19 protein-coding genes are annotated in these 18,947 nt (G+C 40.7%); 16 read left to right on the top strand and 3 right to left on the bottom strand.

Features of this window, described 5'->3' with window-relative positions:
• Nucleotides 1-64: 64 nt before the first annotated feature.
• The 11 genes from F3G88_RS07610 (at nt 65) to F3G88_RS07560 (ending at nt 10,321) form a co-directional block, all read left to right on the top strand.
• Nucleotides 65-529, top strand: a complete 465-nt coding sequence (locus F3G88_RS07610; protein ID WP_021087786.1) for an RNA pyrophosphohydrolase — start codon at nt 65-67, stop codon at nt 527-529.
• Nucleotides 529-1,728 carry an aspartate kinase gene (locus tag F3G88_RS07605; RefSeq protein ID WP_103559136.1) on the top strand — a complete coding sequence of 400 codons (1,200 nt, stop codon included), beginning with the start codon at nt 529-531 and terminating at the stop codon, nt 1,726-1,728. The genes F3G88_RS07610 and F3G88_RS07605 overlap by 1 nt, the downstream gene beginning before the upstream one ends.
• Nucleotides 1,728-2,267 carry a HobA family DNA replication regulator gene (locus tag F3G88_RS07600; protein ID WP_149715798.1) on the top strand — a complete coding sequence of 180 codons (540 nt, stop codon included), beginning with the start codon at nt 1,728-1,730 and terminating at the stop codon, nt 2,265-2,267. The genes F3G88_RS07605 and F3G88_RS07600 overlap by 1 nt, the downstream gene beginning before the upstream one ends.
• Complete coding sequence (locus F3G88_RS07595) at nt 2,268-2,888, top strand: DNA polymerase III subunit delta' (protein WP_149715797.1); 621 nt, start codon at nt 2,268-2,270, stop codon at nt 2,886-2,888.
• Nucleotides 2,885-4,024 (top strand): dihydropteroate synthase, encoded by a 1,140-nt coding sequence (gene folP / locus F3G88_RS07590; protein WP_149715796.1) that lies wholly within the window; start codon nt 2,885-2,887, stop codon nt 4,022-4,024. Before F3G88_RS07595 ends, folP begins: the two co-directional genes overlap by 4 nt.
• A 24-nt stretch (nt 4,025-4,048) precedes the next feature.
• Entirely contained in the window at nt 4,049-4,909 is an 861-nt protein-coding gene (ybiA, locus tag F3G88_RS07585; protein ID WP_149715795.1) for a riboflavin biosynthesis intermediates N-glycosidase, read from the top strand.
• Nucleotides 4,910-4,950: 41 nt separating this feature from the next.
• Nucleotides 4,951-6,894 carry an NAD-dependent DNA ligase LigA gene (gene ligA, locus F3G88_RS07580; RefSeq protein WP_149715794.1) on the top strand — a complete coding sequence of 648 codons (1,944 nt, stop codon included), beginning with the start codon at nt 4,951-4,953 and terminating at the stop codon, nt 6,892-6,894.
• Complete coding sequence (gene tlyA / locus F3G88_RS07575) at nt 6,884-7,597, top strand: 23S rRNA (cytidine-2'-O)-methyltransferase TlyA (protein ID WP_149715793.1); 714 nt, start codon at nt 6,884-6,886, stop codon at nt 7,595-7,597. Before ligA ends, tlyA begins: the two co-directional genes overlap by 11 nt.
• Nucleotides 7,563-8,456 (top strand): bifunctional riboflavin kinase/FAD synthetase, encoded by an 894-nt coding sequence (locus F3G88_RS07570; RefSeq protein ID WP_149715792.1) that lies wholly within the window; start codon nt 7,563-7,565, stop codon nt 8,454-8,456. The genes tlyA and F3G88_RS07570 overlap by 35 nt, the downstream gene beginning before the upstream one ends.
• Nucleotides 8,453-9,157 (top strand): carboxy-S-adenosyl-L-methionine synthase CmoA, encoded by a 705-nt coding sequence (gene cmoA / locus F3G88_RS07565; protein WP_021085945.1) that lies wholly within the window; start codon nt 8,453-8,455, stop codon nt 9,155-9,157. The genes F3G88_RS07570 and cmoA overlap by 4 nt, the downstream gene beginning before the upstream one ends.
• 201 nt (nt 9,158-9,358) lie before the next feature.
• On the top strand, nt 9,359-10,321 hold the full coding sequence (locus tag F3G88_RS07560) for an HNH endonuclease (protein ID WP_149715791.1): 963 nt from the start codon (nt 9,359-9,361) through the stop codon (nt 10,319-10,321).
• Here F3G88_RS07560 and F3G88_RS07555 read toward each other — a convergent pair.
• The 3 genes from F3G88_RS07555 to rpsO all read right to left on the bottom strand — a co-directional run bounded on the left by F3G88_RS07555 (nt 10,294) and on the right by rpsO (nt 14,515).
• Nucleotides 10,294-11,421: a DNA cytosine methyltransferase gene (locus tag F3G88_RS07555; RefSeq protein ID WP_149715790.1), complete on the bottom strand. Its 1,128-nt coding sequence runs from the start codon at nt 11,419-11,421 to the stop codon at nt 10,294-10,296. The genes F3G88_RS07560 and F3G88_RS07555 overlap by 28 nt on opposite strands.
• A 185-nt stretch (nt 11,422-11,606) precedes the next feature.
• Nucleotides 11,607-13,883 carry a formate dehydrogenase subunit alpha gene (fdhF, locus tag F3G88_RS10785; protein WP_411160867.1) on the bottom strand — a complete coding sequence of 759 codons (2,277 nt, stop codon included), beginning with the start codon at nt 13,881-13,883 and terminating at the stop codon, nt 11,607-11,609.
• 359 nt (nt 13,884-14,242) lie between these two features.
• Nucleotides 14,243-14,515, bottom strand: coding sequence for a 30S ribosomal protein S15 (gene rpsO / locus F3G88_RS07540; RefSeq protein WP_004317763.1), 273 nt, complete (start codon nt 14,513-14,515; stop codon nt 14,243-14,245).
• Between the two features lie 146 nt (nt 14,516-14,661).
• Here rpsO and F3G88_RS07535 point away from each other — a divergent pair, with 146 nt between their 5' ends.
• Genes F3G88_RS07535 through F3G88_RS07515 form a run of 5 tightly spaced genes read left to right on the top strand, consistent with a single transcriptional unit; the run spans nt 14,662 to nt 18,943 of the window.
• Entirely contained in the window at nt 14,662-15,066 is a 405-nt protein-coding gene (locus F3G88_RS07535; RefSeq protein WP_103601766.1) for an RrF2 family transcriptional regulator, read from the top strand.
• Nucleotides 15,067-15,068: 2 nt separating this feature from the next.
• A complete protein-coding gene (gene flhA / locus F3G88_RS07530) occupies nt 15,069-17,264 on the top strand; it encodes a flagellar biosynthesis protein FlhA (protein ID WP_149715788.1) in 2,196 nt (731 codons plus the stop codon).
• Between the two features lie 9 nt (nt 17,265-17,273).
• Nucleotides 17,274-18,299, top strand: coding sequence for a DHH family phosphoesterase (locus F3G88_RS07525; protein WP_149715787.1), 1,026 nt, complete (start codon nt 17,274-17,276; stop codon nt 18,297-18,299).
• On the top strand, nt 18,296-18,523 hold the full coding sequence (locus F3G88_RS07520; protein ID WP_149715786.1) for a hypothetical protein: 228 nt from the start codon (nt 18,296-18,298) through the stop codon (nt 18,521-18,523). Before F3G88_RS07525 ends, F3G88_RS07520 begins: the two co-directional genes overlap by 4 nt.
• Before the next feature lie 9 nt (nt 18,524-18,532).
• Nucleotides 18,533-18,943, top strand: coding sequence for a tetratricopeptide repeat protein (locus F3G88_RS07515; RefSeq protein ID WP_103566981.1), 411 nt, complete (start codon nt 18,533-18,535; stop codon nt 18,941-18,943).
• Nucleotides 18,944-18,947: the final 4 nt, after the last annotated feature.

Genomic DNA, 18,947 nt, shown 5'->3' with positions numbered 1-18,947 from the left:
CTTTTATTTATCTATCTCTTAACTCTTTTTCGTTATCATCTCAAATAAATTTTTTGGAAAAGACATGCAAAAAAAATATAGACCAAATGTAGCAGCTGTCATTTTGTCTAGCTCTTACCCTTTTAAATGCGAAATTTTAGTCGCAAAAAGGGTTGATATGGACGATATCTGGCAGTTTCCTCAAGGCGGCATAGACGAAGGCGAAAGCCCAAAGCAGGCACTAAAAAGGGAGCTTAAAGAGGAGATCGGAACTGATAAATTTGACTTCTTAGAAGAGTATCCTGATTGGCTTAGCTACGACTTTCCAGCAAATGCGTCAAAGAGATTTTATCCATTTGATGGGCAGACGCAAAAGTACTTTTTGGTTAGGCTAAAAAATGGTGCTAGCATAAATTTAAAGACCGAGCATCCAGAGTTTAGCGAGTATAAATTTGTAGATATCAACAAGGCTTTAGAGGGGATAAATCACTTCAAAAAGCCTATTTATGACAAAGTTTTGAGTTATTTTAAAGAGAAAGGATATTTTTGATGTTAATCGTTCAAAAATTTGGCGGAACTAGCGTAGGCACGCTTGAGCGCATCGAAGCTGTGGCAAACAGGGTCATCGAGACTAAAAACAGCGGCGCTGACGTGGTTGTGGTAGTTTCTGCGATGAGTGGAGTTACAAATCAATTGGTTGAATATAGTGAGTATTTCTCAAAGCACCCAGACGGCGTTGCTACTGATATGCTTTTAAGCTCTGGGGAGCAAGTAACCACCGCGCTTTTGACGATTGCACTTAATGCAAAAGGCTATGCGTGCGTAGGACTAACTGGAGCAATGGCTGGGATAATGACTGATGATGTGCATACAAAAGCTAGGATAGAAACGATAGACACCACTAGGCTAAAAGCTGAGCTAAAAGCTGGCAGGATCGTCGTTGTGGCCGGTTTTCAAGGCATAGACGACAAAGGCGATATCACGACACTTGGCAGAGGTGGAAGCGACCTTAGCGCGGTTGCATTAGCTGGTGCGCTTGAAGCTGATCTGTGTGAAATTTTTACCGACGTTGATGGCGTTTATACGACTGATCCAAGGATAGAAAAAAAGGCAAAAAAGCTAGAAAAGATAAGCTATGACGAGATGCTTGAGCTTGCCTCTGCTGGGGCGAAAGTGCTTCAAAATCGCTCAGTCGAGCTAGCAAAAAAACTAAATGTCAAACTAATCACAAGAAGCAGTTTTAACCACAACGAAGGTACATTAATAGCAAAGGAAGATAATATGGAAGCGGTTTTAGTAAGCGGTATAGCACTAGATAAAAATCAAGCAAGAGTAACTTTAAGAGGCGTAGTCGATAAGCCTGGCATCGCAGCTGAAATTTTCACAGCTCTAGCTCATCAAAATATAAATGTAGATATGATCATCCAAAACGTAGGACATGACGGCACGACAAATTTAGGCTTTACAGTGCCACAAAACGAGCTTGACCTAGCAAAAGAGACTATGCAAAAGCTCTCAGCTGCAAAACATGTCGAGTATGACGATGCGATCGTGAAAGTCTCGGTTATCGGCGTAGGCATGAAGAGCCACAGCGGCGTAGCATGTCTAGCATTTGAGACGCTTGCAAAAGAGGGGATAAATATCCAGATGATCTCAACAAGTGAGATAAAAATTTCAATGATCGTCGATCAAAAATATGGCGAGCTCGCAGTTCGCGTGCTTCACGATGCGTATAAGTTAGATAAATAATGCAAGATTTTATCCAATGGACGCTTGAGACTATAAGAGGCGAAAGATATATGAGCTGGATGGAGGAGAAGCGCGTCGAATGGACGCCTCTACTCGCATCTAGGCTTAAATTTTTGCTTGATAGCAAGGCTTTTATAGTCATCTGCGACGATGAGCGAGAGTGGTTTGAAAACTATCTTTTAAGAAACATCAACCGCACAAAAAGCGAGCGTCCGTTTTTGCCATTTTTTAGCCTAAGATCGCTCTATCCAGCCTTTGACAGCATCGAGACAAACGAGCAAAAACAGCTTTTAAAAGATATGCTAAGTCTTGCCTTTCCAAATGGCTACATATTTTTTTACATCGGCAAGAGTATAGATAAGCGTGCAAATTTAGCCAAGACTGACGAAAACAGCTATATGTGGCTCTTTGACGAGCAGGCGCAAAACAGCTTCACCCTAAGCTCGAGCGATGAAAACTTAGATATCAAACTTCTAAATTTATATAAACTTTTTGACAAGAGCATAGACGCCGTGCTCTTTGCAAAGGTGATGCTCTAAATGCTTAATAAAATCGTCATAACAAGCGATTTTGAAAATTTAAAAGCCAAGCTTGAAGCCGAGTTTGGCGTAAATAATCTAAGATTTTTTATAAGCGATGATTTTTTGCTAGAAAATGCAAAAGAGGTCATCGCAGAAGCCTACATCGCTGAAAAAGATGAGAAAATTTTAGTCATAGAGGCGAAGTCTTTTCGCACCGAGGCTCAAAACGCACTTTTAAAAATCATCGAAGAGCCCCCAAGAAACATCAAATTTATAATAGTAACGCAGAGTAAAAATTTACTTCTACCAACGATAAGATCGAGGATGCTCATAGAAAACAAGCTCACCAAAAAGCCAAAAATGAGTGTGGAGCTAAATTTAAAATCGCTCAGCCTAAAAGAGCTAACAAGCTTTATCGATCAAAAGATAGTAGAGGAGCAGGCGCAAAAATTTGGCAAAAACGAGCTAAAAGAGCTTGTCGGAGCCATCGTGACAAAGGCGGTTGATAGTGGGTATAAATTTAGCGGCGAGGAGATGGAGTATTTTTTCTCGCTCATAAAGCTTGCCGATCTAAACGCCAAGTCTCACGCCGTTTTGACACCACTTTTACTTACTATCTTTGAGAAAGGACGACGTTGAAATTTTATAAGATAAATAACAAAAGCGACTTTAATGAAATTTGCAAGGCCGTCTCGCCAAGTCCGGCTGGTGCGAAGCTCATGCGTGAAAAGAGCGAGATAAATTTTATTTTTATCGATGAGATAAAGACCCCAGCGGCAAATATCCTAAAGCAAGACGCCCTAAGTGTCGGCGCTGAGCTTGTGACGCACAAAGATACTATTTTAGGGCGAGAGAGCCTAAACAAAGCCTTGCTAATGGCGACAGATGCGCAGCTTAAAGAGCTGGCTAAAAAAGAGAAGCTACAAGACTTTGGGCTTAAAAAGCTTGCAGTTTTTTTAGAGACAAAATTTACAAAGCCAGCAAAGCCTCTTATAATGGGCGTTGCAAATATAAATTCAGATAGTTTTAACGAGCAAAGCCGCATAAATACGCAAAATGGCATAGCTAAAATCGAAGCCATGATAGAAGCAGGCGCAGACTACATCGACCTTGGCGGCGTTAGCTCAAGGCCAGGGAGCGAGTATTGCGGCCGTGAGGAGGAGTTTAGGCGCATAAAAGATATCATTGAAGAAATTTATAGGCTAAATTTACACGAAAAGGCAAAATTTAGCCTTGATAGCTTTGATGAGTATTGCTTAGAATTTGCGCTAAACCACGGCTTTAAGATGATAAATGACATCACAGCAAATGCAAATTTAGCCCCGCTTGCTGCAAAATACGATGCCCAGTTTTGCATGATGCACATGCAAGGAGACCCTGCCACCATGCAGATTGCGCCAAAGTATAACGACTTAATTGGCGAAATTTCAGACTTTTTTGAGCAAAAGATTGTCCTTGCTAGGGAGCTTGGCGCTAAAAAGATAGTGCTTGATGTGGGCATCGGCTTTGGCAAGACGGCTGAGCAAAATTTACTGCTTATTAAGCATTTGGAGCATTTTTTAAAATTTGGCTGCCCGCTGCTAGTCGGCGCTAGCCGCAAATCAGTCATAAATCACTACTATAAAAGCGAGGTTAAGGAGCGCTTGCCAGGCTCACTTTATCTGCATCTAAAAGCCTTCGAAAACGGCGCGCAGATCATTAGGACGCACGATGTGGCCGAGCACAAGCAGCTTTTTAATATGCACGAGGCGATGAGCCAAGCCACGCTTTGGTAGGACGCAGGGCTAAAAAGAGGCTAGATGAGAAATTTATTACCGCCACCTTGGATCAAATGTCCTCATATTAGCCCCTTTTCTATCGGCTGGAGGATGGGCTGCGGCGAGGATTATAAGTTTAAATTTAATGGCTGGCTAAAAACGCTAAGTCAAGACGAGCAGCGCGAATACCAGCAGCTCTTTGCTGAGCCTGCGACGTGGCGTGGATACTGGGATGAGAGGCTAGGCAAGGATGAAAGCACGCTTTTTATCAAGGGTGGCTTTGTCATAGACCTTTGGGAGCGCGAGCCTAGATATGATCTAAAATGGCTTAAAAAACGCTACAACGCTGGCAAGTCGGATAAATTTATATTATTTTGGGGTCATCAAAAGAGCGCAAATTTAAGCGCAAGCTGCCTTAGTCAGTGGTACGCCTCTAGCTTTTGGCAAGACGAAGCTAAATACATTTGCGCTGAGCAATATATGATGGCGAAAAAGGCTCAGTGTTTTGGCGATAAAGAGGCTTTGAAGCAAATTTTATCCGCCAAAGATCCAGCGCAGATGAAGGCGCTTGGCAGGCAGGTGCGAGGCTTTGACGCTAAGGTCTGGGACGAGGTCAAATTTGGCGTCGTGCTAAATGCGAGCTATCTAAAATTTAGCCAAAATGCCCCTTTGCGAGATTTTTTACTACAAACTGGGAGCAAAATTTTAGTCGAGGCAAGCCCAGTTGATAAAATTTGGGGCATAGGCTTGGGTGCAAGCGATGAAAATGCGCAAAATCCTATGAGGTGGCGAGGGCAAAATTTACTTGGCTTTGCGCTGATGAGGGCTAGAGACGAGATAGCAAAGGTCTATAAAAATGTCCATTTATGTGACGCCAGAGAGCTAAATTTGGATCATTTATAAAGTATGTTTAAGATAAAATGCGGTGTAAATTTGGAGCAAAAATGACAAAACAAGAGTATGAAAAAGCGGTAGATACGCTAAATGCGTGGGCAAAGGCCTACTACGACGAGGACGAGCCACTTGCAAGCGACGAGGAGTATGATGCGCTATATCACGCGGTGCTTGAATATGAGAGGGCAAATCCAAGTGAAATTTCGCTATTTTCGCCGACTAAGCGAGTGGGTGGGAGCGTAAAAGAGGGCTTTAGCAAGGCAAGCCACATAAAGCGCATGTGGAGCATGGAGGATATCTTTAGTCTTGGCGAGCTTGATGCGTGGCTAAAGCGTGGCGATAAAGAGAACTTAACCTTTGTCGCTGAGCCAAAATTTGACGGAGCGAGCCTAAATTTACTCTATGAAAATGGCGTTTTAGTTAGGGCGATAACCAGAGGCGACGGCGTTACAGGCGAGGATGTGACGCAAAATGCAAGGACGATAAATTCTGTTTTAAAGAGCATTGATTACAGAGGATTAATCGAAATCAGAGGCGAAGTCGTCATAAGAAAAGATGACTTTGAGCTACTAAACGCAGAGCGCGCAAAAGAGGGCGAGGCGCCACTTTCAAACCCTAGAAATGCAGCTGCAGGTAGCCTTAGACAGCTTGATAGCTCAGTCACTGCAAAAAGAAAGCTACTTTTCATACCTTGGGGCGTGGGCGAGCAGAGCCTTGGGCTAAAAGATCACAGCGAGGTGATGAAATTTGTGCGAGATCTTGGCTTTGAGAGGGATGAATTTTTCAAAATTTTAAAAAAAGATGAGCTTGAGGCTGCCTATAACGAGCTACTAGCCAGCCGCGAGGCAAAGAGCGTGATGATGGATGGCATGGTGATACGAGTAAATGACCTTGCGCGCTGTGAAGAGCTGGGCTACACGGTCAAATTTCCAAAATTTATGGTGGCGTTTAAATTTCCAGCCATTGAAAAGGTGACTAGACTAAAAGACGTAGCGCTTCAGGTTGGCAGAAGCGGCGTAGTAACGCCTGTTGGCGTGCTTGATGAGGTAAATATAGATGGCGCAAATGTAAAATCAGCCACCCTTCATAACTTTGACGAGATAGAGCGCCTTGGCGTCATGAAAAACGACTACATCGGCATCATCCGCTCAGGAGATGTGATACCAAAGATCACAAAGGTTTTTAAAGATAGGCGAGATGGCAGCGAGCAAGCGATAGAGAGGCCTAAATTTTGCCCGGTTTGCGGCTCGCACCTGCTTGATGAAGGGGTCTTTGTAAAGTGCCAAAATTTAAGCTGCAGGGCAAGAGTGGTGGGCTCAATAATCCACTACGCATCGAAAAAATGCCTAAATATCGACGGCCTTGGCGATGCGATCGTAAATTTACTATTTGACAAGGGGTTGATTGCTTGCATTAAGGACATCTACAGCCTTAAATTTGATGATCTCATGGCGCTTGAGGGCTTTAAAGAGAAAAAGGTAAATAACCTTTTAAATGCGATCGAAGCTAGCAAAGGAGCGGAGCTATCGCGCTTTATCACGGGTCTTGGCTGCGAGCATATCGGAGAAGTGGCGGCAAAGAAGCTAGCAAGTAGCTTTGGACTAGGCTGGCTTGATGCTAGCTTTGAAGAACTAACCGCACTTGAGGGCTTTGGCGTGGAGATGGCAAATAGTTTAATCGATTTTGCCGAGGTAAATAGAGATGAAATTTTAGCACTTAGCCAGATCGTGCAGCCAAGCGTGACGCAGGTGCAGAGCATCTCAAACGCACTAAGCGGCAAGACGGTCGTTATAACTGGCACGCTAAGTCGCCCAAGAGATGAGATAAAGGCGGAGCTTGAGAGCTTTGGCGCAAAGGTTTCTGGCTCAGTTTCTAAAAAAACGGACTTCGTCTTAGCTGGCGAGGAGGCTGGCAGTAAGCTAGAAAAAGCAAATGAGCTAGGCGTGCGAGTGATCGATGAGAGCGAATATGAGAGGCTAAAACTTGAGGTTTGATAACTACGTCGCAAGCGTTTTAAACATCAGTAGAAACAAGGCGAGCGAGCTTATAAAATCTGGCAAGGTGCTAACAAACGGCGAAATTTGCACCAAGGTTTCAAGCGAGGTTAGCGAGGCTAAAATTTCACTGCTTGATGAAATTTACGTTGGGCGAGGCGCGCTTAAGCTAAAGAGCTTTTTAGAGGCGATGAAATTTGACCTAGCTGGCAAAAACGCACTTGATATCGGCAGCTCGACTGGCGGCTTTATGCAAATTTTGCTTGAGCGTGGCGTAAAGAGTGTGACTGGCGTCGATGTGGGCACTGATCAGCTAGATGCCAGTCTAAGAAGCGATGAGCGGGTGAAAATTTATGAAAAAACTGACGTCAGGGAGTTTGCAAAAGAGAATTTAAATAAATTTGATCTCATAACCTGCGACGTGAGCTTTATCTCTTTGGCTGAAATTTTACCAGCCATCAGCGAGCTAGCAAGCTCAAATTCGCTCATCATAACGCTTTTTAAGCCGCAGTTTGAAGTGGGCGTTGGCGTAAAACGCAGTAAAAAAGGCGTTGTCGCCGACGCTAAGGCTGTAAATTTAGCTAGGAAGCGCTTTGAAGTGCTAGCAAGCAGCTTGAAATTTGAACTGATAGCTTGCAAAGAGTGCGAAGTCAAGGGAAAGGAAGGAAATGCCGAGTTTTTCTACGCTTTTAACAAAAGATAACATCACTGCCGTTGCGATCGGGCACTTTGACGGCGTGCACAGGGGGCACAAGCAGCTTTTAAAACAGCTTGGCGAGTTTGGCGGACTTGTCGTAATTGACAAAAATAAGGCAAACATAACGCCAAAGCTAAAGCGAGCCGAGTACTCAAACTATCCTTGCTTCTTGTATGATTTTGAGAGTATAAAAGGGCTTAGCGGCGAGGAATTTATCGCACTTTTAAAGCGTGATTTTAAAAATTTAAAAAAGATCGTTGTTGGATTTGATTTTAGATTTGGCAGAAACAGAGCGTGGGACAAACATGATTTGAAAAGGATTTTTGATGGAGAAGTGGTCGTAGTTGATGAGGTTTGCTATGACGGCATGGGCGTGCATAGCTCCTCCATCAGAGAGCTGATACGCCAAGGCAACATCGATGAGGCAAATAGGCTAATAGGCAGGGAGTACTCGATCGAGGGCAACGTGATAAAAGGGCAGGGCATCGGCGCAAAAGAGCTGGTTGCTACGCTAAATTTAGATATAAAAAGCTATCTTTTGCCGCGCGAGGGCGTCTATGCGACAAGAACGAGGATGGGCTCATACACCTATGGCTCGGTCACTTTTATAGGCAACAGACTTAGCACGGATGGAAATTTTAGCGTTGAGACGCACATCTTAGACGAGGTCGCACCAAAAGTGACAAAGCACGTTGCTGTTTGCTTCATAAAACGTTTGCGAGATAATAAAAAATTTAATAATCTTAGCGAGCTAAAAGAGCAGATAAAACGCGATATAAACGAGGCTAGGCAGTGTGTGGGCGTGTGCGATCTCTTTTTTGGAGAGACGATGAGATACTTTGACGGATATGGAGCTGGTATATGAGAGATGAAATTTTTAAAGAACCTATAAGCAAGCAGTTTGAATTTGATGACTTTGTGGCGAGCGTTTTTGATGATATGATCTCGCGTTCGGTGCCGTTTTATGACGTTAGTTCAAATTTAAATGCAAAGTTGCTGGCTAAAATTTTGCCAAAATCAGCAAAAGTGTGCGACCTTGGCTGCTCTACAGCAAATAGCCTGCTTTTGCTAAACAACCTTAGAAACGACCTCGTGCTAAGTGGCGTGGATAACTCTGAGGCGATGCTTGCAAATGCAAAAAACAAGGCAAAAGCTTATGGGGCTGATATTGAATTTATTTTAGATGACATTTTAGAGTGCGAGCTAGAGGGCTTTGACGCGGTTTTGGCAAACTACACTTTGCAGTTTATCAGACCGCCAAAAAGGGCTGATCTTGTGCAAAAAATTTATAACGGACTAAATGAAAATGGCGTCTTTTTATTTAGTGAAAAGATCATCTTTGAAGATAAAAAGCTTACTAAAAGCGTCATAGAAATTTACGAGGACTACAAACAAGCACAAGGCTACTCACGCTACGAGATCGCTCAAAAAAGAGAGGCGCTTGAAAATGTGCTGGTGCCATACACCGAAGAAGAAAATAGAAACTTAGCCCTAAATGCTGGCTTTAAGCGTGTCGAGAGCACGTTTAAATGGGGAAATTTTATGAGCTTTTTGGCGTTTAAGTAAAAAATCTCTTGATAAATTTAATATACAAAAATAACTTAAAATGAGGTTATTTTTTATTTTTATGGATTTATAATAAATTTTTTATAAATTAGCGATGCTTTTTTAAAGACGAATTAAAAAATATGCTTCTGATATTTTATTTGATTTTAATTCTCGAATTACTATTATTACTTTTTTAAAATAAAAGGTAAAGGCTAAAATATGTTTATTGATGGCATGGAGTATGAAGTATTAGATGTTATAGAAAATATCACGATTGCTGATAGCTTTATAAAGGGCGGCAATAAAATAGGAATAGGGCATGGGGAAGCCAAACTTTATGTGGGACAAATTAGCGATAACTTTACTATACCGTTTTTTAATTTAGACAATCCAACAAACATAATAAATAGCTTTATTTTAAAACAAGATTTGATTAGATATTTATATGATATACAAGATGAATATAAGCATCCAACACAAAATTATCTAAATTCAGTGCAACTGCCTAGTTTATGGCAAGAGAGATTAAATGCAATATTTGCTTTATCAAATAATATATTGCATTTTAGTTTAAGGTATTTAAACGAACTTCAACCGCCTAGAATTTATCTAAATTGTGTTAATAATGGAGATAAATATTATTCTTTAATTAGAGAAATTTCTTTGCCAAATTTAAGTTATATGTCTTGTTTGAAACTTAGACGAACAAGCGATGGCCTTATTTTTTTCTATTTTAAGATTTTCGCAAATTTAGATTATTTACAAAATATCAATGAAGTAGATGCTGTTATGCAAGATTCAACAGCTATTGCAAGAGTTAGACTCGGTCAAGCTAGGTACAGAGCATCTTTATTAAAAGAATGTCCTTTTTGTCCTATAACAATGGTAAATTATGATAGATTATTAATTGCAAGTCATATAAAACCCTATGCTTGTTGTAACGATATTGAAAAATATGATCCTAAAAATGGTTTAATGCTTACTCCAACTATTGACAAACTTTTTGACAAAGGTTTTATAAGCTTTAGTGATGATAAAAAAATTTTACTTAGTCCATGGATATCAAGACATACTTTTAATTGTTTGAATTTAATTCCAAATCGTATTTATAATGCATTACCATTTGATGCGCAAAGACTAGAGTATATAAGATATCATAGAGAATCTATTTTTAAAGCCTGAAAAATTTCTTTTAAAATTTCCGACAAAACATTAACAACTATTGAATTACCTGCTTGTTTATACATTTGAGTATCACTTACAACTATTTTAAAGCTGTCATCAAATCCCATGAGTCTTAAGCATTCTCTAGGTGTTAATTTTCTAATCCTGCCCGTATGGGTTACATAATTATCTACTCCGGCACGATGCATTTTGTGCATTGTATTTAAAAGTGGTCTCGCAATTTTTAAATCTGTTTTTGTGCTTGTTCTAAAATTTTTTGTCCCTCCAGCTAAAACATAATTTTTGACTTTATTGCTCAAGTAATACTTTTCTTCTACTTCTCTAACATCAAACAAGAATTCATCTGGTTCTAATGAGCTTTCAAAAATAAAATCACCGTGCCAATTATATTGCTGATTCGCTTTTTGGCAAAGTGCAATTTGTCCGTTTATTTGTGTATATTTTTTTAATCTATTCTTTGAACTTGTGACAAATTTAACTCCTTTTTCTTTAAGGTAGTATTTGCTATCAGTATAATCTTGTAAAAAATCTTGCATAACGCTCTTTAGTTTTATTTTTTTGGGAAAAGTAAAACTAACATTATCTCTAAAACCAACCACGAAAATTCTTTCTCTATTTTGAGGAATTCCATAATCTTTTGAATTTAAAATTTGTGAATAAATTTTATATCCTAAGCTTCGAAAAGTATCCTGAACTATATCCCATGTTTGTCCGTTATCATGATTCGTAAGTCCTTTTACATTTTCGTATATAAATACACGAGGTTTACATTCGCTTATAATTCTTGCATAATCATAAAAAAGAGTTCCTCTAGTATCTTCAAGTCCTTTTCTTTTGCCAACTATTGAGAAGCTTTGACACGGACTTCCACCAGCCAAAATATCAATTTTGTTTTTAAATTTTTTTGCATCAAATTTTGATATATCATTATGCCAACAACTTTCTTTGATGTCATAGTTTGCAAAATAGCTTTGTTTTACAAAGTTGTCGATATCGCCAGCAAATACTATTTTGTGTGGAATTTTAAGTTTTTTAAGTGCTTGCTCAAAGGCGCCAATTCCGCTAAATGTCGTCCCTACTGTGATTTTTTTGTTCATTATAAAACCTTTTTGAAAACCATGATTATACCAATTTTTATGATTATTTAATTATAAAAATTTTTAAGGTGTTTATAGTTAATTTTTTCATTTTAAAATCATACCTATAGTTAGCGGCGTAGTACTATTATTTTATCTATTAGAAATTTTGTTTGAAGAATTTTAGCGGGAGTTGCCCGCTAAATTTACTCATTTATCGCTGCGTTTCCGTGGTGGTGGAAGTCATCGTAGATGATCTTTGAAGTTTGGAATTTCTCGCGTTTTAGCTCGCGAACTCGTAAAAATTCCTCTTCATCGATCTTTTTGATCTGGATAGCTGCTTTAAATGTCGGAGTCTTGCTGATGTAGTCCCAACCGCTGCTTGTTAGCTCGTTGCAAGAGCTCTCCCAGTAGTGGAAGGTCATCTGGATGATGCCATCAGGCACGATGTCAGTCACTTCAGCTTTTACGACGATGTAGCCGTATCTACTCCAAGCTTTGATAAAGTCGCCTTGTTTTAGCCCGTATCTCTCTGCAAGCGCTGGGCTCATCTCAGCGATAGGTCCGATGCTATCTCCTCCTTCTTCGATGGCACGTGAGCGTCTTGTCATGGTACCAACTGTGTATTGATAAACTTTTCTTGTTGTTAAAAGTTGTATCGGATACTCAGCGTCAGTCTTCTCATCGACTGAACCAGCCATGATAGGATACTCTGGTGACATATTCATCTTCTTAGCAAACTCAAGTTTTGCGCTCTCGATCTCATCAGCTTTATCGACAAATAGGCATGGCACGAAGCGGCCTTTACCATCAGGTGTAAAGAATTTCTTATCAAGATAGAGGCTCTGACCGCCCATATCATCTTCAGTTGGGCATGGCCAGTGAAGTCCGTGATATTTTTTAAGTCTATAATAGCTCATGCCGCCGTAGCGTCTAGGGTCGCATTTTCTAACTTCTTCCCAAATTTCTTCTGGTGAGTTAAAATTAAAACCCTCTGTTGCACCTAAACGGCGTGCGATCTCGCAAACGATCCACCAGTCTTGTCTGGCATCTCCTGGAGGTGTGATAACCGCTTCGTTATGCTGGACACGGCGCTCTGCATTTGTGTAAAGACCTTCTTTTTCGCTGCTTGCCACGCCAGGGAGTACGACGTCAGCTTTTAGCGATGTCTCAGTTAAAAACAGGTCTTGAACCACGTAGAAATCGACATTTGCGATGCCTTTTAAGAAGTGGTTTGTATTTGGCTCAGAGATGACTGGGTTTTCGCCGATAGTCCAGAAAAAATGCACTCTGCCATCAAGTATCGCATCAGGTACTTCAGTTTTATGGATACCTATCTTTGAGTTTAAAAATCCAGGCTCAAGGTGCCACATTTTCTCAAACCAAGCTCTTTGCTCAGAGTCGGTGACTGAGCCAAGATTTGGAAAGATATTTGGCAAAACGCCCATGTCGCAGCAGCCTTGAACATTCTCTTGACCTCTTAGTGGCAAGTCGCCAGTGCCAAGCTCGCAGATGTTGCCAGTGATCAAGAATAAATTTGATACGTCGCAAACTCCGCCAACGCCGTGGTTAAAGTGAGTTACACCCATGCCGTGAGTGATGACAGCTGGTTTTGTGGTAGCGTACATTCTAGCAGCTGCTCTGATATCCTCTGGATTTAGCCTTGTGTATTTAGCCACGACCTCTGGGGCATAGTCTTTTACAGCTTCTTTGACGTACTCGATGCCTATTGTGTGATCTCTTACAAATTCCTCATTTACAAGGCCTTCTTTGATGATAGTGTAAAGAAGTGCGTTGATAACTGGTATGTTGTGTTCGGGCTCTAGCTGCAAGTGGATGTCGGCTCTACTTGCAAACTCAGTCTTGATAGGGTCGATAACGATCAGTTTTGCGCCGCGGTTTAGCGCTCTTTGGATGTGCATAGCTGCTATTGGGTGGCCATTTTCTGGGTTTGAGCCTATCATTAATATACAGTTACTATAAACTCCGATCTCCGTAAAGCTATTTGTGGCAGCTCCGTTTCCGATTGTTTTAGCAAGTCCTGCTACTGTCGGAGCGTGTCAAATTCTAGCGCAGTGATCGACGTTGTTTGTACCTATAACTGCACGCATTAGCTTTTGAGCGACGTAGTTGTCCTCTAATGTACAGCGTGCTGAAAAGTTTCCTGCTAACGAGTCAGGGCCATATTTTTCTTTGGCTTCTTTCATCTTTTTTACGACAAGGTCAAGTGCCTCGTCCCAGCTTGCCTCTTCAAATTCACCATCCTTTGAAAAAACGCCGTTTTTCTTTCTAATAAGCGGCTTTGTAAGTCTATCTGGACTTGCAACGTAGTCCCAGCCATAAAAGCCTTTTAAACATAAATTTCCTTGATTGACCGGATTGTCTTCGACGCCAGTAGCGGCACGAACGACGTTGTTTTCCACGTGCAAGGTTACTTGACAGCCTGTCCCGCAATAAGGACAGATGACTTTGCCTTCTTTCATCACTTTCTCCTTCTAATTATGCATTTTTTGCATATTTATTTTGAGTAATATTACTAGCGCGAAACTTAATCTTTTATGAAAAATTCTTTATTTAAAAAATAAATTTTAATTTTAAGTTATATTTTATATAAAAATTAAAAAGCCGAATATATAGGAATTTAAAAAATATGCTAAATTTGCAGAAATTTCTAAAATTTATCAAATAAGAAATAAATTGTGTAAATTTGACACATAAGCTGAAAGATGAAAAATTAAATTTAAATTTAGTTTGAGGCAAGATGTTTAAACTATAAAAATAAAGAGAAATTTTGAAAGTAAAAAGTGAAATTTAAAAGGAGAGCAGGTCGCTCTCCGTGGGATTATTTATCTCTTAAGCCAAGCTCAGAGATTAGTTTTGAATATGTAGTGTAGTCTTTGTTTTTAAGATACTTTAAAAGTCTTTTTCTTTGACCAACTAGTTTCAAAAGACCTAAACGTGATGAAAAGTCTTTTTTGAAAATTTTAAGGTGTTCTGTAAGTTCAGTTATCCTAGCTGTTAAAAGAGCTATTTGAACTTCTGGAGAGCCTGTATCTCCCTCTTTTCTAGCGAATTTCGCAACTATTTGAGCTTTTTTAGCCGAATCCAAAGCCATGATGACCTCCTGATTGGTGAATTTTGGAAGAGCGATTATAGCATTTAAAACATAAAATTAGATAAAACTACGCTTTTTAAAAATTAATGAAAAATGCAGTAAAAATTTAATAAAATTAGGGCTATTTAAAGAGTTAAGGAAGATAAATGCTTTTTACAAAGGCAAGCGAATACGCTCTACTTTCGCTTATTTTAATATCTCAAAAATCATCGCCAGTTGATGTTGATACGATCTCAAATGAGCTTAAAATTTCAAAAAGCTTTCTGGCAAAAATTTTACAAAATTTAGCAAAAGATGGAGTTTTAAAGTCATTTAAAGGAGCAAATGGCGGTTTTGCACTAAACGTCGAACCTGAAAATTTAAGTATAAAAAAGATAATAGAATGCGCTGAAAAGCGCGAGCTAAGCGTCTTTGAGTGCTCATCTTCAGCCCTTGGTTGCCCGTCAAACAAAGCTTCAAGCTGTCAAATTTGGTCAATGTTTAGCGGCCTTCAAGGCAAGATCGACGAGATGCTTGACGCGATCAAACTAAGTGACATCGTTAAGAAGTAAAGTTGGCAAAGCAAAAAAATAATATTTTGACTCTTGTCGCACCGTTTCTTGCGCCGATTGTCAAATTTAAAAGTCTTAGCATCGTTGGCATCATCGTTGCCATCCTTGCTATCATCATCGTGCCGCTTCCAAGCGCGGTGCTTGACTTTTTCTTGGCACTTTCGATCTCGATTTCTGTGCTTATTATTTTGATCTCTATCTACGTGCCAAAACCAACTGACCTTAGCACGTTTCCGACGCTTATTCTCATCATCACGCTTTTTCGCCTCTCGCTAAACATCGCAACCACGCGTATGATCTTAAGTGAGGGTCACAACGGCCCAGAAGCGGTCAGTGAGATCATCTCAAGCTTTGGAAATTTCGTCGTTGGTGGCAACTTCGTCATCGGCACCATCGTCTTTTGTATCTTGGTGCTCATAAATTTCATGGTCGTAACAAAGGGTTCAACCCGTGTGAGCGAGGTGCAAGCTCGTTTTACACTTGATGCGATGCCTGGTAAGCAAATGGCGATAGATGCGGACCTAAACGCAGGTCTAATAGACGAAAAAACAGCGCGTGAAAGACGTCAAGCCATCATCGGCGAGGCAAATTTCTACGGCGCGATGGATGGTTCGTCTAAATTTATAAAAGGTGACGCCGTAGCCGGCATCATCATCACTATCATTAACATCATCGGCGGCTTTGCTATCGGCTCGTTTCAACACGGCCTTGATATGGCGACATCGGCTCAGTACTATACGATCTTAACTATCGGTGATGGCCTAGTTAGCCAGATACCTGGACTTATCACTTCAACAGCGACCGCTATCATCATCACAAGGGCTAGCAAAGACGACGAGGACTTTGCAGAAGGCACGCTAAATCAGCTATTAGGCGACTATAAAACCTTGCTGATAGTGGGCTTCATACTATTTATGTTTGCCCTTGTGCCAGGACTTCCAACCCTATCTCTTGGCTTTATCGCGCTGCTATTTTTGGGGCTTGGCTACATCATCAAGCAGACAAAAGATGGCGGGCTAAATTTAAACCTTGCACCAAAAGAGAAAACTGCTTCTAAAAAAGCTGGAGCCGCTACGCCAAGTGGGGCAGGGGCGGCAGCTGCGAGTGGTGGGGCTGCTAAGGCACCAAAGAAGAGCGACGAAGAGATCGCAAGAGAAGAAGAGACAAAGATAAATGACATCTTAAAGCTTGAAATTTTAGAGCTTGACCTAGGATATGGACTACTAAAGCTAGCTGATGTGGATCTAATAGAGAGAATTCGCGCTATGAGGCGAAATATCGCTTCAAGTCTTGGCTTTTTGATGCCAAAGATAAGGATCCGCGACAACCTCCAACTACCACCAAACGAGTACCGCTTCAAGCTAAAAGGCATCGTGATCGGTCAGGGCGAAATTTATGCGGATAAATTTCTAGCGATGGATAGCGGCCTAGTTAGCGAGGATATCGAGGGTATTCCGACAAAGGAGCCAGCTTTTGGGCTAGACGCTCTTTGGATCGATGCTAGCGTCAAAGAGGACGCCATACTTAGCGGCTACACGATAGTTGATCCTGCAAGTGTCATCTCAACGCACATGAGCGAGCTTATCAAGCAAAACGCAGCCGAGCTTTTAACTCGCCAAGAGACACAAAATTTACTAGATAAACTAAAGATCGACTACCCAGTCGTGGTCGAGGATACGCTAAGGATCGCACCTATAAATTTGATCCAAAAGGTCTTAAAAACGCTGCTTAAAGACAATATCCCGATCAAAGACCTACTTAGCATACTTGAAGCTATCAGCGACATCGCCGAGGTTAGTAAAAATTTAGACATGATCATCGAACACGTGCGTGCAGCGCTTTCGCGTGTCATCACCTCGCTTTATGTAGATGAAAAGGGACAGCTAAATTTTTATATCCTAGACACCGCCGCACAGCAAAAGCTGATGGATGCGGTGCAGTATAAAGACGGCGCATACCACCTTATGATAAACGTGGCGCAGACATCCTCAATCGTGCAGGCACTAAGGCGTGAAAAAGAGAAGCAGCCGATGAGCCAGCACGGAGAGATGGTGCTTTGCGTGGAGCCAAGCTTGCGCAAATTTATAGCAAATATCTGCGCAAATTTCGCCATCGATATAGTGGTGCTAAGCTTTGCTGAGATCTCGGCAAATACGCCATTTGAAACAGTTGGCGTCATAGAAATAGAAAATTTATAAAGGAAAAAGATGAAAATTTATCACCTCTCGCACACCGATCTTGACGGATACGGCGCACAATACATAACAAATTTTTACTTCAAAGATGTGAAATTTCTAAACTCAAACTACGGCAGAGAGATAGATGATAAATTTACTCAAATTCTATCTGAGATAGATGCCTCAAACGATGATAAAAACGTCATTTTAATTACCGATCTAAATTTAAGTCTAGCTCAGTGCGAGAGCTTTGAGGAGATGATAGAGGGTAAAAATATCAAGCTATTTTTGCTAGATCATCACCAAAGTGGTGCCGAGTGCGCGAGCGCTTACTTGTGGTATTTTTTAGATAGTTCAAGGTGCGCTACAAAGATCACTTACGACTTTTTTGCAGGCATTTATGGTCAAAACAAAGAGCTTGAAATTTTTAGTGACGTCGTAAATGCTGTGGATATCTGGCTAAAAGATGATAAAAATTTCGAGATGGGCAAGGTCTGTTTGGGGCTTGTGGCAAACGCCAAAGAGATAAATAAGGTGATGTTTGAGGCTGAAAACAACCTCTATATGGATCACGTCTTAAAAGAAGCTAGCAAATTTTTTAACGAGAAAAACGACTATATCGGCCTTGATATGCAGGTGCATGCCATTAAAAAGTCATTTTTCAAAGAGGACAAGGACGACACGCTAAGCAACCTGATCTCAAACTACGTCGTAAAAAAACTTAGTGAAAATAAAGAGAAATTTAGCATAAAGTATAAAGACCATAAAGGAATTTTAACCTACAATGTCGGCAATGTTTCTGTTATCGGCAACGACTTTTTGGTGGCAAATCCTGAATTTGACTTCTTTATCGACGTGACAAATAAAAAAACGCTAAGCTTTCGTGCAAATGGCAAGCTTGACGTTAGCGCCATGGCAAAACACCTGGTTGGCGGCGGCGGCCACGTCAATGCTAGCGGTGGGTTATTCGCAAATTTCAAAGACGGCTTTAGCTATGAGCCGATCAAAGCGCAGATAGTTGATCTAATAACTAAAAAAACACAGGAGGAGATATGAAAGAAGAAGAGGTAAGCGTAGAGGAGCTTAGCTACGAGCTTAGCATGGTGCTTGAAGTGATGTTTTACTATGCTGGAGTGAAAAAAGACAAGCTTGAAGAGGCGGCAAATCTCTATGTCGAGTGCATCGATGATGCGTTAGAAAACTCTGACGCTAGCGGTAGCGACGAGGTCATAGAGATAGTTGAATATATGAAAAAACACCATCCAAAGTTATTTAAATAAGGAGAAAATATGAAGAAAATTTTAGTTTTTGCAGCGGCACTTTTTGCGTTAAACGCTTTTGCAAGTGAAAATTACGATAAGGCAAATGAGCTTTATGCAAAGAGAAATTTTGAAGAGGCCTATCTTGCGTTTAACAAAGCTTGCGGTGAGGGCGAGAAAAAAGCTTGCACGATGAATGCGATCATGCTATTTAACGGCGATGGCGTGGCAAAAGATAGAGCTCAGGCTGAGAAAATTTTTACAAAAATGTGTGACGAAAATGAGGGCATGGCCTGCGAAAAACTAGGCGAAATGACAGCTTATGGCCTTATAAAAGACAAAGACGACAATGAAGCAAAAAGTGAAGAGAAGGCAAAAGCTTTGTTTAAAAAAGCTTGCGACAACGGCTACAAACCAGCTTGTGACTTTGTAACAAAATAGATCA

This window comes from Campylobacter concisus (genome assembly GCF_902460675.1).
GTDB classification, from domain to species: Bacteria; Campylobacterota; Campylobacteria; order Campylobacterales; family Campylobacteraceae; genus Campylobacter_A; species Campylobacter_A concisus_AJ.
Note: the sequence above shows the minus strand (reverse complement) of the source record. Positions and strands in the feature narration are given on the sequence as shown.

Bases quoted from the DNA above. Each gene is read 5' to 3' on its own strand.
- F3G88_RS07610 (WP_021087786.1), top strand. From the start codon at position 65: ATGCAAAAAAAATATAGACCAAATGTAGCAGCTGTCATTTTGTCTAGC.
- F3G88_RS07605 (WP_103559136.1), top strand. From the start codon at position 529: ATGTTAATCGTTCAAAAATTTGGCGGAACTAGCGTAGGCACGCTTGAG.
- F3G88_RS07600 (WP_149715798.1), top strand. From the start codon at position 1,728: ATGCAAGATTTTATCCAATGGACGCTTGAGACTATAAGAGGCGAAAGA.
- F3G88_RS07595 (WP_149715797.1), top strand. From the start codon at position 2,268: ATGCTTAATAAAATCGTCATAACAAGCGATTTTGAAAATTTAAAAGCC.
- ybiA (WP_149715795.1), top strand. From the start codon at position 4,049: ATGAGAAATTTATTACCGCCACCTTGGATCAAATGTCCTCATATTAGC.
- ligA (WP_149715794.1), top strand. From the start codon at position 4,951: ATGACAAAACAAGAGTATGAAAAAGCGGTAGATACGCTAAATGCGTGG.
- F3G88_RS07570 (WP_149715792.1), top strand. From the start codon at position 7,563: ATGCCGAGTTTTTCTACGCTTTTAACAAAAGATAACATCACTGCCGTT.
- cmoA (WP_021085945.1), top strand. From the start codon at position 8,453: ATGAGAGATGAAATTTTTAAAGAACCTATAAGCAAGCAGTTTGAATTT.
- F3G88_RS07560 (WP_149715791.1), top strand. From the start codon at position 9,359: ATGTTTATTGATGGCATGGAGTATGAAGTATTAGATGTTATAGAAAAT.
- F3G88_RS07555 (WP_149715790.1), bottom strand. From the start codon at position 11,421: ATGAACAAAAAAATCACAGTAGGGACGACATTTAGCGGAATTGGCGCC.
- rpsO (WP_004317763.1), bottom strand. From the start codon at position 14,515: ATGGCTTTGGATTCGGCTAAAAAAGCTCAAATAGTTGCGAAATTCGCT.
- F3G88_RS07535 (WP_103601766.1), top strand. From the start codon at position 14,662: ATGCTTTTTACAAAGGCAAGCGAATACGCTCTACTTTCGCTTATTTTA.
- F3G88_RS07525 (WP_149715787.1), top strand. From the start codon at position 17,274: ATGAAAATTTATCACCTCTCGCACACCGATCTTGACGGATACGGCGCA.
- F3G88_RS07520 (WP_149715786.1), top strand. From the start codon at position 18,296: ATGAAAGAAGAAGAGGTAAGCGTAGAGGAGCTTAGCTACGAGCTTAGC.
- F3G88_RS07515 (WP_103566981.1), top strand. From the start codon at position 18,533: ATGAAGAAAATTTTAGTTTTTGCAGCGGCACTTTTTGCGTTAAACGCT.